This is a genomic window from Aeromonas sp. NJAU223, from assembly GCF_051125555.1.
Taxonomy (GTDB): domain Bacteria; phylum Pseudomonadota; class Gammaproteobacteria; order Enterobacterales; family Aeromonadaceae; genus Aeromonas; species Aeromonas veronii_G.
The window spans coordinates 1,453,182-1,465,547 of sequence record NZ_CP144204.1 but is presented as its reverse complement, the minus strand read 5'-3'; the positions used below and the strand labels follow the sequence as shown (position 1 = coordinate 1,465,547).

Annotated in this window: 12 protein-coding genes and 1 riboswitch; of the genes, 5 read left to right on the top strand and 7 right to left on the bottom strand. The window is 59.6% G+C overall.

Features of this window, described 5'->3' with window-relative positions:
* Positions 1-102: 102 nt before the first annotated feature.
* From VZC39_RS06855 to moaA, 3 genes are all read right to left on the bottom strand, one after another.
* Positions 103-369, bottom strand: a complete 267-nt coding sequence (locus VZC39_RS06855) for a chaperone NapD (protein WP_349921641.1) — start codon at positions 367-369, stop codon at positions 103-105.
* A gap of 85 nt (positions 370-454) precedes the next feature.
* A complete protein-coding gene (napF, locus tag VZC39_RS06850) occupies positions 455-967 on the bottom strand; it encodes a ferredoxin-type protein NapF (RefSeq protein WP_349921640.1) in 513 nt (170 codons plus the stop codon).
* Between the two features lie 237 nt (positions 968-1,204).
* Complete coding sequence (gene moaA, locus VZC39_RS06845; protein WP_349921639.1) at positions 1,205-2,200, bottom strand: GTP 3',8-cyclase MoaA; 996 nt, start codon at positions 2,198-2,200, stop codon at positions 1,205-1,207.
* Positions 2,188-2,328: riboswitch (molybdenum cofactor riboswitch) on the bottom strand. It overlaps the preceding gene by 13 nt.
* Positions 2,329-2,406: 78 nt before the next feature.
* On the opposite strand from moaA, the gene narQ reads away from it, so the two are divergent.
* The 4 genes from narQ to VZC39_RS06825 all read left to right on the top strand — a co-directional run bounded on the left by narQ (position 2,407) and on the right by VZC39_RS06825 (position 6,284).
* A complete protein-coding gene (gene narQ / locus VZC39_RS06840; RefSeq protein ID WP_434666903.1) occupies positions 2,407-4,119 on the top strand; it encodes a nitrate/nitrite two-component system sensor histidine kinase NarQ in 1,713 nt (570 codons plus the stop codon).
* Positions 4,119-4,757, top strand: coding sequence for a two-component system response regulator NarL (gene narL, locus VZC39_RS06835; protein ID WP_349921637.1), 639 nt, complete (start codon positions 4,119-4,121; stop codon positions 4,755-4,757). Before narQ ends, narL begins: the two co-directional genes overlap by 1 nt.
* 216 nt (positions 4,758-4,973) lie before the next feature.
* A complete protein-coding gene (locus VZC39_RS06830; protein ID WP_434666899.1) occupies positions 4,974-5,399 on the top strand; it encodes a globin domain-containing protein in 426 nt (141 codons plus the stop codon).
* Positions 5,400-5,708: 309 nt separating this feature from the next.
* On the top strand, positions 5,709-6,284 hold the full coding sequence (locus tag VZC39_RS06825; RefSeq protein WP_434666896.1) for an LON peptidase substrate-binding domain-containing protein: 576 nt from the start codon (positions 5,709-5,711) through the stop codon (positions 6,282-6,284).
* A 265-nt stretch (positions 6,285-6,549) separates the two neighbouring features.
* Here VZC39_RS06825 and VZC39_RS06820 read toward each other — a convergent pair whose 3' ends face one another.
* The gene (locus VZC39_RS06820; protein WP_434666893.1) at positions 6,550-8,631 is read right to left on the bottom strand and encodes an ATP-binding protein; all 2,082 of its coding nucleotides are present in this window, start codon (positions 8,629-8,631) and stop codon (positions 6,550-6,552) included.
* 23 nt (positions 8,632-8,654) lie between these two features.
* A complete protein-coding gene (locus tag VZC39_RS06815) occupies positions 8,655-9,839 on the bottom strand; it encodes an FIST signal transduction protein (RefSeq protein WP_434666890.1) in 1,185 nt (394 codons plus the stop codon).
* Positions 9,840-9,947: 108 nt separating this feature from the next.
* Between VZC39_RS06815 and VZC39_RS06810 the strand changes: the two genes are divergently transcribed.
* Positions 9,948-10,871: a gluconeogenesis factor YvcK family protein gene (locus tag VZC39_RS06810; protein ID WP_349921633.1), complete on the top strand. Its 924-nt coding sequence runs from the start codon at positions 9,948-9,950 to the stop codon at positions 10,869-10,871.
* A 15-nt stretch (positions 10,872-10,886) separates the two neighbouring features.
* Here the strand turns inward: VZC39_RS06810 and VZC39_RS06805 are convergent, their stop codons facing one another.
* Both VZC39_RS06805 and VZC39_RS06800 read right to left on the bottom strand, forming a co-directional pair.
* The gene (locus VZC39_RS06805; protein ID WP_434666887.1) at positions 10,887-11,222 is read right to left on the bottom strand and encodes an Hpt domain-containing protein; all 336 of its coding nucleotides are present in this window, start codon (positions 11,220-11,222) and stop codon (positions 10,887-10,889) included.
* Between the two features lie 304 nt (positions 11,223-11,526).
* The gene (locus tag VZC39_RS06800; protein WP_434666884.1) at positions 11,527-12,324 is read right to left on the bottom strand and encodes a class II glutamine amidotransferase; all 798 of its coding nucleotides are present in this window, start codon (positions 12,322-12,324) and stop codon (positions 11,527-11,529) included.
* Positions 12,325-12,366: the final 42 nt, after the last annotated feature.

Here is a 12,366-nt window from a genome sequence, read left to right as displayed (position 1 = left end):
ACGTCAATGGCTGCCATCCTGATGAACCCGTTGGCACAGCCTGTTGACATGACTTCCTTGCTAGTTCGCATCGGGGCCGACCATGACGGCGCCCCTGCTGCCTTACTCCTCGCCTTGCTGGTCGAGTTCATCAAACTGGTGGTAGATGAGGGCGGCGGAGAGCACCCCCGGCATGGCCTGAATGGCATCGATAGCATCCATGATAGGACGTTGGCTGATCCCTTCCAGCGTGACCACCAACTTCCCCTCGTCGCTGACGGCGTGGATCTCGGCCCCATTCAGGGTAGCAATCTGCTGGGCGAGTTGATGGCGCTGGGAAGGCTGTGTCAGCACGACCAGGCTGGATACGTGAAACTCTTCTCGGCTCATACTGCTTCCCTACTCTCTTGTTCGTCTGTGCTGGATGAGTGGCACCGGCATCGCTGTCATGCCGCCAAAATAGCATCCGTATACACTACCCAAATGACACTTTACCACTTGGCATGCTGATTTTTATGCTGCCAACAGGACAATCCGCTACACAGGCGCCGCAGCCGTTGCACAAATCGTTGTTGATCACCGGGGTCGGCACCTGTCCCAAGCGGGGAGAAAAACCGATGGCCCGCGCTTCACAGCTGTCCTGACAACGCTGGCAGTACACCTGGCCCAGGGCCAAACAACCGGATTCGATATGGGCCACATAGTCCCAGGCCACCTCGGTGGTTGGACGGAACAGGGGCTGCTTGCAGGCGGAAACACACTCGGTACAGAAGGTGCACTCTCCCAGCTGGAAATCCACGATCGGAAAGCCGCCATCCCCGTTGACCAGGATCTGCTCGGGGCAGGCAGCCAGACAGTCACCGCAACGGGTGCAGTCGGCCACGAAGTCGGGCCAGGGGATGGACCAGGGCAGTTGTACGTCTGGCGTGCGGGCACTCAGCTTGCCTCGAAACAGGCTGCGACGTGACAGATCTACCCCATCCGGCATAAGGCTTCCTCTTCCCTGGAGAGATGCGTGACAGGCATTTTCAATACCGATTATAAGATTGGGTGTATATTGCGACCCTGACAAGTCGAGGGATATACCACCTGGGAGATAAACAGGGGGGAATCTTGCGCTGGATCAAAACCTTGGCGCAATAAAGCAGCAGAGGGGCAAACCAAATTACCCCTATGTGAGGATTGCTTATTAATCAGTGGCTATTTGGAACGGGCGATGAACCTGTCAGCCACCGATGGAGGCAAGATGGGGGGTGATGCCGGCATTGCCCTCGTGCAACCGATGGCTGGCAGCCTTGCCGACCAGGGCCTCGCGGATCCGCCGTTGCAATGCCTCTTGCTGATCATCGGCCTGCAGCAGATCCCGCAGCTCCACCCCGTTGTCACCAAACAGGCACAGGTGCAGCTTGCCGACGGAGGAGACCCGCAGCCGGTTGCAACCGGCGCAGAAATCCTTGCTGTAGGGCATGATGAGCCCCACTCCCCCTTGTGACGCGGGGTGCATGAACACCTGGGCCGGCCCATCATCCAGGCCGCGCAGCTGTTGCATCCAGCCACTGCCGAGCAGTTGCTGCTTGATGAGCTCACCGCTGGCGTGATGGTCGCGAAACAGGCTGTCCATTTCGCCGGTCTGCATCAGCTCGATGAAGCGCAGTTCGATGGGCTTGTCTTTTATCCAGGCGAGAAACGCTCCCAGCTGATGATCGTTCAGCCCCTTGAGCAGCACCGCATTGATCTTCACCGATTTGAAACCGGCGGCCAGGGCGGCCTCTATCCCCTCCATCACTTCGACCAGCTTGTTTTCGCCGGTGATCTGGTGAAACTGGCGGGGATCCAGGCTGTCGACGCTGACATTGATGGCGGTCAGGCCCGCATCGAACCACTCCCTGGCCCGCTCTTTCAGGCGATAACCGTTGGTGGTCATGGCCACCTTCTCGATGCCCGGAGTCGTGGCCACGGTGTCGATGATGGCGGTGAAGTCACGGCGCAGGGAAGGCTCGCCGCCAGTCAGGCGCACCTTGCGGGTCCCCATGGCGGCGAAGCCGGAGACGGTGCGGCGGATCTCGTCAAGCGAGAGGAATGACTTGCGCGCCTCCCCGTTTCCGTGTGCGGGACGATAGCCATCGGGCAAACAGTAGGTACAACGAAAATTGCAGACGTCGGTAATCGACAAACGCAGATAGTAAAAACGACGGGAGAACCCATCTTCAAGTGGCAACATAAACACCTTTCCAAATACGGGAGGCCAGGGCATTTCTTTCCTGACCCTTACAGCTCAAACGGCGGCTGACGGCGGTTTCCCCTTATCTCAATGACTTAGGCGAAAACAGCTCGGAGTTCATCTAGTTTTTCGATGCTAGCACAAGTTGGAGTACACTCCCATGCTACTTTGTGGGGTTATTGCCGTATCCGGGGAAGAACAGCGACATGGGAAAGTGGTTCAAAGTACATTCGGTCAGCAGCGCCATCGGTCGCTCCATGCTGCTCATCCTGTTCATGGCCAGCCTGATCGCCGTCGTCGCCATGGTCACCCTCTTCTACTCGGTGCCCGATGCCAAGGCCATCAATCTGTCGGGATCCCTGCGGATGCAGGCCTACCGGATGGCCTATGAAATAGAAAAAGATCAACCCGTGCTCGGGCGGCTCGCCCAGTTCGAACAGACTCTGCGCGCCCCCGAGTTGCAGGAGACCCAGCGCTGGATCACCCCAGCCTCCTTGCGCCGCACTTACGGCGAAGTCTTGCTGCAATGGCAGGTGATGCGCGAGCACATCGAGAATGCCACCCCCAAACGCTATACCGACAACACGGAGCAGTTTGTCGCCGCCATCGACGATTTCGTCAACCAGATGCAGTATCACGTGGAGTTCAAGGTACGCATGCTGGCGCTGGCCGAAGGGCTGGGGCTGCTCTCCATCATCACCATCGCCTGGTTCACCGTGCGATTCACCCGCCAGCAGGTGGTCGCCCCCCTCAACCAACTGGTGCTTTGCGCCCGCCAGATCCAGCGCCAGGAGTTCAACTTGGCCCTGCCTCCTCATTGCGAGAATGAGCTCGGGGAGCTGTCGGGGGCTTTCTCGACCATGGCGGACGATCTCGGCAAACTCTACCGGGATCTGGAAAGCAAGGTAGAAGAGAAAACCGCCAAGCTGCAGCAAGCCAACGACACGCTCTCTTTCCTCTACTCCACGGCCCAGAAACTGCACGCGGCGCCGCTCAGCCGGCGAACCCTGCAGAAGCTGCTGGAGCGGGCCGCCGCCCATCAGCATATCGACTACATCCGGCTGACCCGTTTCGAGCATAACGCCATGCCGGTCTACATCACGGGGCGCAACGGCTGGCCCGGCGATCTGGAGGCGGTGGTGAGTTTCTACCTGCAGATGGATGAGCAGGAGTATGGCCGCCTCGACATGATAAGCGCCCACCCCATCGACGAGCGGTTGATGAAGAACTTCTCCATGCTGCTGGCCCAGGTGCTGCACAAGGATCAGACCCTGCTGCAGCACCAGCGCCTGCTGCTGATGGAAGAGCGGGCCGTCATCGCCCGCGAGTTGCATGACTCCCTGGCCCAGGCCCTCTCCTACCTCAAGATCCAGTCCACCCTGCTCAAGCGTTCCGTCGCCAAGGGAGAGAGCGCCAAGGCGGAAGCGGCCATGCAGCAGATCGACGAAGGGCTCAGCAGCGCCTACATCCAGTTGCGCGAGCTGCTCGGCACCTTCCGCCTCAGCATCGGCGATGCCAATCTGGGGGAAGCCATCGGCGTCATGCTGGAACAGCTCAAGCCGCAGACCAAGGCCGAGATAGGGCTTCAATACGGTCTGGCAGACACGGATCTGGAGGCGGGGCAGCATATTCACATTTTGCAGCTAATTCGTGAGGCAGTCCTCAATGCCATCAAACATGCCGGCGCGCAACGCATCGAGGTTAGCTGTGAGACCCTGACTGATGGTAACATTCAGGTTCAGATTTCAGATGATGGTGTCGGGATCGGGGGTGCAAGCTCCGCGGTCAATCACTACGGACTTAGCATCATGAACGAGCGCGCCAGCAAGTTGCACGGTCAGTTGACCATCAGCGAGCCGCCCTCCGGTGGTACCCGTGTGCACCTGACCTTCCCCACCAGCCTAACAAGAGATGCCTGATGGACGAGATGAAATACAGTGTTCTGGTCGTGGATGACCATCCCCTCATGCGCAAGGGAATTGTGCAATTGCTGGCCCTGGAAGAGAACATCGAGGTCGTCGGTGAAGCGTCCAACGGGACCGATGCCGTTGCCATTGCCAAAGAATCCGAGCCGGACCTGATCCTGCTCGACCTCAACATGAAGGGACTGTCCGGTCTCGATACCCTCAAAGCACTGCGGGCCGAAGAGGTCACCTCCCGGGTGGTGATCCTGACCGTTTCCGACGCACGCCAGGACGTAGTGGCCCTGCTCAAGGCCGGTGCCGATGGCTATCTGCTCAAGGATACCGAGCCCGACATGCTGCTCGGCCAACTGGCGGATGTCATGACCGGCAAGCAGATCCTGAGCGAACCGCTGCGCCCCTATCTCGAGAACATCTATGAGCTGGATCATCTGCAACAGAAACTCGAGAGCCTGACCCGCCGCGAGATGCAGATCCTGCGCGAGATAGCCAAGGGCCTCTCCAACAAACAGGTCGCCTCCGTGCTCCACATCTCCGAAGGCACGGTCAAGGTTCACGTGAAGAGCCTGCTGAAAAAGCTCGAGGCCCAGAGTCGGGTGGAAGCGGCCGTCATGTACCTGGAACAGCGTAACTGACGCCAAGCCTGGCTGTTTTCGCAAGCCGGCCCCAGGCAAGCAACCTGCGCCCAGCGCCCACGCAAAAAGGCCCTGTCATGACGGGGCCTTTTGCTGACCGATTCCTCTCCCATTCCTGGCCATGGACGAGCCGTTTAACCACTTTTTATCTCTCTCAAACCACTATTGAGTTAATGCATTATTATTTCAGGCGATCACAACGAAAGGATGGGCAACATGACTCCCACACAGATCGAACTGGTACAAAAGGCATGGGGCAAGGTCACCGCGCTGAACAACTCCTATGTGGCGGAGGTCTATGAGGAGCTGTTTCGCCTCTCACCGGAGCTCAGCGCCCTCTTCCCCGACCATCCCCAGTTGCCGGTCACCAAGGTGTCCGAAACCCTGAACACCGTCATCACCAGCCTGGAGCAGCTCGATGCCCTGGGGTTCATCATCCGGGATCTCGGCCGCCGGCATCAGAAGTTCAATGTGCAATCCCATCAGTTCGACCTGCTGAAACAGGCGATGACAGTGGTGCTCGCAAGACGGCTGGAAGGGCGTTTCACCCCCGAGCTGGCAGCGGCCTGGTCGCAGATGTACGATGAGGTCGCGGCCCTGATGCAAGAAGGGCTCAGACAACCCACGGATACCCTGGCCTGAACCCCCTCGTACCGACAGCACAGTGAGCGCATGGCGACTCATTGGAGACATGCATTCTGCATGAGAACCATTTGCAATATGCGACATATCTCCCGTTCTGCAGATGGGTCATGTTCGAGCCCCTGTAAATCTATCTGCATCCCATCCAGCCCCGGCCCCCAGCCAGATTCGACAAGCCACATAACCATATGATTTAACATGGTTATTAGTTAACTACTGCTCAATCTCTACCGCGCTGCCCTGATTTATCGCTCTCTGGCACAGTCACTGCATTGTCACATTCAGACATGACTACTCGGAGGATGGAACATGAAACTTCAACCCTTGGCACTGTTCCCCTTGCCTTCGCACATACTGCCGGGCGGCAAGCTTCCCCTGCGTCTGTTCGAGCCACGCCACATAGAGATGCTCAAGGCGTCGTTCATCGACGATCGGGGCTTTGGCATCGTGATGGAAGAAGCTACCAATGAAGGCGCCAGCGGGCGGATCCTCCCGGTTGGCACCAGGGTCAGAGTGACGGATTTTTATACCCTCAACGATGGCCTGCTCGGCGTCACCGTGCTGGGTCTGGAACGCTTCTGCATCCATGAAATGGACACCGACGCATCGGGTTTGCGCCATGCCCAGGTAGAAACCCTGCCCAACTGGCCAAGCGCACACTCAGATTTCAGCGACAAGCAGCTGGTGAGCCGTCTGCGGGAGGTGTTTGAGCAGTATCCGGAACTGGATGAGCTCTACCCGGACAAGCAGTTTGACGATGCCGCCTGGCTCTGCCAGCGCTGGCTCGAGATCCTGCCCATGCCCATCTATGAGAAACAGATGTTGATTGCCAAACAGAACAGTGAAGCGGCGCGTCAATTCTTGCGCCGACTGATCGCGCAGTGAGTCAGTAGTGAGTCAGTAGTGAGTCAAGCCGGGTGTCGCAGAATGCGAATATTCTTACAATGAAAACACAACATTCGCATTTTGCGACTCGCATGCAGCCATAAAACCATCAAAACCGTGCTGCAAGCTGCAATAACAGGTCCGTAAAAGTTGGCACGACTTTTTCATATAGGATCGTACAACCCGATTTATCCCGTGCTCTCTTCAGTATTTGCTGAAGAATTGGTCAACCAACAGGTTGACCATTTTTTTATCCAAAATTCGCTCAAAGCTCCCGGCAATGGCGCAGCAGACAGCTCCGCAGCCGGCTCAGGCTGATGGGCTTGGCCAGGAAATCGTTCATCCCCTGTGCCAGACAGCGCACCCTGTCTTCGGCCATGGCATTGGCCGTCAGCGCCACGATCGGCACCTCGCACCCCATGGCACGCAGTCGCCTGGTCGCCTCCAATCCATCCATCTGCGGCATCCGCATGTCCATCAGGATGAGGTCTGGCCGTAACTCGCCGACCTGTGTCAACGCCTCCAGCCCATTGCTGGCCACCCTTACCCGACACACCAGTTTTTGCAGCATGAGTGAGACCACCAGTTGATTGACCGGGCTGTCTTCCACCACCAGCACATCCAGATCCAGGATCCCGCCTTCATCCCTCGGTGGCTGGGCAATAACGGATCCAGGTGCCGCCATGCCGGGCAGTTCGAACCAGAAACAGCTGCCTTGCCCCACCGTACTCTGCAGACCTATCTCTCCCCCCATCAGCTGCACCAGGCGTCGACTGATGGCGAGCCCCAGACCGGAGCCACAGAAACGGCGGCTGGCGGAGCTGTCGACCTGATAAAAAGGCTCAAACAACAGGGCCTGATCCTCGGGGGAGATGCCGATGCCGGTATCCGTCACCGAGACCCTCAATCGCTCGCTGCGCCACTCCAGCCGCAGCTCCACATCCCCGCTGGCGGTGAACTTCAGCGCATTGCCAAGCAGGTTGCCGATCACCTGGGAGAGGCGAACCGGATCCCCCAGCAGATGGGTGGGCAGGGCCTCATGCAGCTGCCAGTGCAGGCGTACCCCCTTGCCATCGGCCTCGGCTTGCAAGGGTTCCACCAGGGCCTGACAGAGCCGGACAGGTTCAAAGCGCTCGCAATGCAACGCCAGGGTATGGGATTCAATCTTCGAGAAGTCGAGCACATCGTCGATGATGGTCTGCAACAGGTGCGCCGAGTGGGTCGCATGGCCAAGCAGCGCCTGCTGCGATGTCGCCAGCTCCCCGTGCTGCAACAGATCCAGCATCCCCAGCACCGCATTCATGGGAGAGCGGATCTCATGGGTCATCATGGCGAGGAATTGCGACTTGGCCCGGTTGGCACTCTCCGCATCATCTCTTGCCCGCGCCAGCTCCTGCTCGCGGCGGATCTGGATACCGATGTCCCGCGCCGTCCCCCTATATCCCACGAAGGCGCCGGCCCCATCGAAACAGGGCTCGGCGTTGATCTCCATCCAGCAGGGACCGCTGGCCAGGGCAACCTGGGCTCGTATCCCCCGTACAGGGAGATGATGCGTGATGAGCCGTCGGTACTTGCACCACTCGGGATCCCCCTTGTCATGGGCAAAATCATAGAGGCTGCGACCCGTCTGGCGGCTGATCAGCTCCCCCTGATAACCGGGGGCCGATACATAGCTGAGTCGGTGCTCGGGATCCGTCTCCCAGAACCAGTCGGAGGCCATGGCAGCAAAACTGCGAAAACGCTGCTCGCTCGCTTGCAGCGCCAGGGTCTTGAGCTCGACCTGCTCTTGCAGCCGAGCCCGGTAGGCGATGTTGACCAGTGCCTGGGAGATAAGCGGCCGGCAGCGCTGCATGGCCGCCTTGCTCTTGAGATCGAAGGTGCCGGCCACGCTGTGCCGACAGACGAGAACTCCGGTAAACCCCGGCGCCTGCAATCCGGTCATCATCACACTCGCCCACCCGGTCACGCCCACCAGAGGGGCGAGTTCAGGCAGCTGGGTCGGGTCGTAGATCACCAGGGTTTCCCCTGCGAGCGCGCGTGAGAAAAGGGGAGTCAGGGGCCAGGGGCGGCCCACCTCCGCCGGCTGCGTGCTGAGGTGCGTCGTACCGCTCGACGGGGTCCAGGCAATCACATCCGCCTGTTCGAAGCCGATAAAGGGCTTGAGCGCGAGGATGAGGCTGTCCAGCACCTGCTCCAGGCTCTGGGCATCTGCCAGTGTGGCCACCCCGCACAGCAGCGCCTGTGACTCCTGGCGATATTTGGCCTCTCGCTCCCGGCAGCGCACCAGTTCCACCAGGGTGGTCTGCAGCTTGTCACCCAGAGCCTCGAGTTCGCTATTGCCTATCATCTTGTGTCCAACACTGTATCAGCTCAGCTATCGAGGAAAATGACGCTCGATACCATGAGGTTGCCATGAGCCAGCTCGCCATGGGGCAGACGCCCCTGCTCGCCGAAGGTAAACGGAGTGACGAAGGGGATCTCTCCCAACTGATTGCGGAACTGGCTGACCACGTCCTTCAGCTCATCCCCGAGTGCCAGACGGCAGCCGGCGCAGAAAATGACCAGGGCTCCGAAGGGCTGCAGAGTGCCGGCCATCCCGTACTCGGGTTCGATGCGCACCGCATTCAGGCTGCGTTGCAGCAGTCCTTCCTGACTGCTGTACATCAATTGCAACCGCTCACCCACCCGGGTTTCGGTGAAGAGGCGAAGCCCCTCCCTCGGGGTCACGGCCTCGGGGTGGGAGAGCTTGTAATAGGGCAGATCATCGAGCAGGCCAACCTGGCGGGCCAGTGGGGAAAGCGTCGTCTCCCGCAATATGGGGCCTGTCTGCCAGGGCTCCTCACGCTCCACCCAGCGGGCATAGACCCGGGCCGCAGGCTCATGATCGATGGTAAGCACCTCCCGTCCATCCAGGGCGGTGATGATGCCATGTCGCTCGGTCGGCACATAGCCGGAATGGAACTGGAAGGCGAGCTGGCAATCAGGATAGAGCACCGCCAACACACAGCCCTGCGGGCTGTCGCCCTCGTCCCAGCACAGTTGCCACTGCCCCCTCACGTCATCATCAGCCGCCGACCCTCCCACGACGGGAACCGTCGTGCCAAACTCCGCTTCGATCCCTGCCAGCATCACCTCTTCCAGCCCTGGGCTGGTGTGGAGCAAAATGAGTTGCGGCAACTCTCCGGGACGTCCCCCATCGGCGATGGCTCTGCGCAGCAGTTGGCGGGCATCCAGCGTTTCTCCGGCCTGGCCCGCCACGCCGTAGGCTCCCTTGTCGTCATAGAAGGCGGCCACCGCCAGGCTCCATCCCTGCTCGGCATGGTGGCCAGCCTGGGTCAGGATCCCGCAGCAGGAGCTACAACCGATGAGGCGACTTTCAGGAAAGCGTTTTTTGAGGGTCTGGCGCAGTACCGCAACATCGTGGGCTTGAGTAAAATAGACCAGCAAGAGTGAAGGGGGGTGGGGTATCTGATCGAACAGCCTATCCGCTATCTGCTCGGCGGCCAGCGGGGTCGTCTGTGCAATAGAGTGAGCTGTCAGGAAGTTCAACACCATCTCCTCGTGGTATGCGATGCACAAGGCAAGCAAAAATCATACCCTTATCAATTAATTAACTGGCCACCTTGGCTACAATGATGTTCACCGCCCCCGCAGGATAAAGACATGTGGCAGAACAATATCAATGACTTTGAACGAGTCGTCGCCATAGGTGGTGGCCACGGCATGGGTCGGGTGCTCTCTTCCCTCTCGTTTCTGGGGCCTCGTCTCACCGGTATCGTCACCACCACGGACAACGGTGGTTCCACCGGTCGCCTGCGCAAGAATCAGGAGTGCATCGCCTGGGGAGACTTGCGCAACTGCCTCAACCAGTTGGTGACCGAACCCGGCATCGGCAGCCTGCTGTTCGAATACCGCTTCACCGGCAAGGGGGAACTCGCGGGTCACAACCTTGGCAATCTGATGCTGCTGGCCCTGGACAATCTCTGCATCCGGCCCCTCGACGCCATTCGCCTCATCAGCGACATGCTGAAAATCGAGCCCCAGTTGCTCCCCATGTCCGAGCAACCCACGGATCTCTGTGCCCACACCCGCTGTGGCGATCAAATCCTCGGGGAGGTGTCCATCGATCAGCTCACGACCCCCCCCCTGTCACTGGGGCTGAGCCCCATGGTGCCGGCCACCCGGGAAGCGGTGCAGGCCCTGACCCGGGCCGACATGATCATCCTGGGGCCCGGCAGCTTCCTCACCTCCGTCATGCCCCCGCTGCTGCTCGACGAGCTGGCAGATGCCATCCGAAGCAGCCAGGCCATCGTCGTCTTCATCAGCAATCTGGTGGCAGAAGAGGGGCCCGCCGGTCAGCTCACGCTGCTCAATCAATATCGCTGGCTGGAGGAGAGAATTGGGAGCGGCCGCATCGATGCCATCCTGGCCCCCGAAGAGCAGTCGGTTCCCGAACTGGCCCATCGCCTCATTCTGGCGGATCTCGGCGAGGCGGCACTGCCCCATCGCCATGATCGCCGCAAACTCAGGCTGGCGCTGGACGGAGTGATCCAGGGTTGGCACCTCGCCCATGACAAGCTGGGCTGAGCCCGGCTGCCGGGCTCAGTGATAGCGCGCCAGGTGGGAGAACACCTGTGGCAGGGAGTGCTCCAGCTGGGTCAATAGCTGCCCTGCGGTCTGCGCATCCTCCTGGCGGCAGGCGAGCTCCAGCGCCAGCACTTGCCGATAGCTGGGCTCGGCACCATAACTGCCGCAGGAGGACTTCATGCTATGGGCAATGCGCGCCATGGCGGGCCAGTCCCGCTGCTCGTACAGCGGCCTGAGCTGGGCCAGTTGCTCACCCACCTCCTCGACAAACACGGAGATGACCACGGGCATCATCTCCTGTCCGATGTCTTCCGCCAGTTGTCGCAGTACCTTCTGATCCAGCCATTCCATCTTGCCATTCCTTTGATGGTATCCAAACAGACCACAATATAGTCGATCCTGAAACCGGCTGTCATCTGCGGCCAGCGGAGAAATGAGTCCCAGTCACCGACTGACCTCCCCCGCCATAATGTGAACCAGCTCAAGTTATCGTGATGCTGACATCGTGAGATGAAAATTAATATTGCAACAAAATTAACAACAAAATAACAATATGGGTCATGAGAACGATGCGACTCAGCAACACCTCTCTCATCCCTTTTTGCCTGTATGGCTGCTGCGAAGAACCAGGGTAGGATTCTACTCTGGTATTTTTTTATGCCTGAGAGTCTGCACCAAGACCCTTGCCTTCCACCCGCTCACCCAGCCGGAACAGACAGGACTCTCCGACGACCATCTTCACCCAGTTTTCATTGCCGGTCAGCGGCCGGGTCGCGATCAGGGTCACCACGTCATTGGGCGTGGTCTCGCTCTGAAAATCGATGGCCACATCCTCATCGAGCAGACGCGCCTCCCCGAAGGGGGCCCTGCGAGTCAGCCAGTAGAGGTTGTTGCTGCAATAGGTCATCACAAATTCGCCGTCCGAGAGCAGCATGTTGAACACCCCCAGGGTGCGCAACTCGTCGCAAAGCGTGCCCAGGTAGCGAAACATGGCGGGGAAGTTGGCGGGGCGCTTGGGGTATTTCTGCTCCAGCTTGCCAAGCAGCCAGCAGAAGGCGTGCTCGCTGTCGGTATCGCCCACCGGACGATGGCGCCCGGTCGGCAGCTTCTTGTAGCCCGTCAGCTGGCCGTTATGGGCGAAGGTCCAATAACGTCCCCACAATTCCCGGGTGAAGGGGTGCGTGTTCTCCAAAGAGACACAGCCCCGGTTGGCCTGCCGGATATGGCTGACCACGGCGCGACTCTTGATGGGCAGCGCCTGTACCAGTTTGGCAATGGGCGACTGGGCGCTGGGTTCGGGATCCTTGAAGGTGCGAAAACCGCGCCCCTCATAGAAGGTGATCCCCCAGCCATCCTTGTGGGGCCCCGTCTTGCCACCCCGCAGCATCAGCCCGGTAAAGCTGAAGCAGATGTCGGTCGGCACATTGGCGCTCATGCCGAGCAGTTCACACATATCCCCTCCACAACCTGGATCAATGGCGGATCCCCTCTGGGT

Bases quoted from the DNA above. Each gene is read 5' to 3' on its own strand.
- VZC39_RS06855 (WP_349921641.1), bottom strand. From the start codon at position 369: ATGAGCCGAGAAGAGTTTCACGTATCCAGCCTGGTCGTGCTGACACAG.
- napF (WP_349921640.1), bottom strand. From the start codon at position 967: ATGCCGGATGGGGTAGATCTGTCACGTCGCAGCCTGTTTCGAGGCAAG.
- moaA (WP_349921639.1), bottom strand. From the start codon at position 2,200: ATGTTGCCACTTGAAGATGGGTTCTCCCGTCGTTTTTACTATCTGCGT.
- narQ (WP_434666903.1), top strand. From the start codon at position 2,407: ATGGGAAAGTGGTTCAAAGTACATTCGGTCAGCAGCGCCATCGGTCGC.
- narL (WP_349921637.1), top strand. From the start codon at position 4,119: ATGGACGAGATGAAATACAGTGTTCTGGTCGTGGATGACCATCCCCTC.
- VZC39_RS06830 (WP_434666899.1), top strand. From the start codon at position 4,974: ATGACTCCCACACAGATCGAACTGGTACAAAAGGCATGGGGCAAGGTC.
- VZC39_RS06825 (WP_434666896.1), top strand. From the start codon at position 5,709: ATGAAACTTCAACCCTTGGCACTGTTCCCCTTGCCTTCGCACATACTG.
- VZC39_RS06820 (WP_434666893.1), bottom strand. From the start codon at position 8,631: ATGATAGGCAATAGCGAACTCGAGGCTCTGGGTGACAAGCTGCAGACC.
- VZC39_RS06815 (WP_434666890.1), bottom strand. From the start codon at position 9,839: ATGGTGTTGAACTTCCTGACAGCTCACTCTATTGCACAGACGACCCCG.
- VZC39_RS06810 (WP_349921633.1), top strand. From the start codon at position 9,948: ATGTGGCAGAACAATATCAATGACTTTGAACGAGTCGTCGCCATAGGT.
- VZC39_RS06805 (WP_434666887.1), bottom strand. From the start codon at position 11,222: ATGGAATGGCTGGATCAGAAGGTACTGCGACAACTGGCGGAAGACATC.
- VZC39_RS06800 (WP_434666884.1), bottom strand. From the start codon at position 12,324: ATGTGTGAACTGCTCGGCATGAGCGCCAATGTGCCGACCGACATCTGC.